This is a genomic window from Methylobacterium sp. WL18 (genome assembly GCF_008040015.1).
In the GTDB taxonomy this organism is placed as follows: domain Bacteria; phylum Pseudomonadota; class Alphaproteobacteria; order Rhizobiales; family Beijerinckiaceae; genus Methylobacterium; species Methylobacterium mesophilicum.
Window position 1 is genome coordinate 1 of sequence record NZ_VRVD01001294.1, and the last position, 515, is coordinate 515.

1 protein-coding gene is annotated in these 515 nt (G+C 72.2%); it reads left to right on the forward strand.

Going from position 1 to position 515, the window contains the following annotated elements; translation table 11 throughout:
* On the forward strand, positions 1-512 hold a 512-nt coding region (msrA, locus tag FV228_RS32400; protein WP_147858028.1), incomplete at its 5' end, for a peptide-methionine (S)-S-oxide reductase MsrA.
* Positions 513-515: the final 3 nt, after the last annotated feature.

Consider the following 515-nt stretch of genomic DNA (forward strand, 5'->3'; position numbering starts at 1 on the left):
CCGCCGCCGCGCACGGCTGGAGACGAATCGACGATGACCGAACCGAAAACGACCGAACCGACGCCGACTACAAGGCCGTCAGCCGCGGCGGCACCGACCACGCCGAGGCGGTGGCGGTGACCTACGATCCGGCCGTGATCCGCTACGACGAACTCCTGCGGATCTTCTTCTCGGTGGCGCTCGACCCGACGCAGGTGGACCGGCAGGGGCCCGATGCCGGGCGGCAGTACCGCTCGGCGCTGTTCCCGCGGGATGCCGAGCAGGCGCGGGTGGCGCGGGCCTACATCGCCCAGCTCGGCGCGGCGAACGCCTACGCCAAGCCCATCGCCACCCGGATCGAGCCCGGCGCGGCCTTCTACCCGGCGGAAGCCTACCACCAGGACTTCATGGCCCTGCACCCCGGCCACCCCTACATCGCCGCCAACGACGCACCGAAGCTCGACGCGCTGAAGCAGCTGTTCCCGGAGCGGACGGCGCCGCAGCCGGCGCTGGTGAACCAGCCGCCGGCGTGAGGC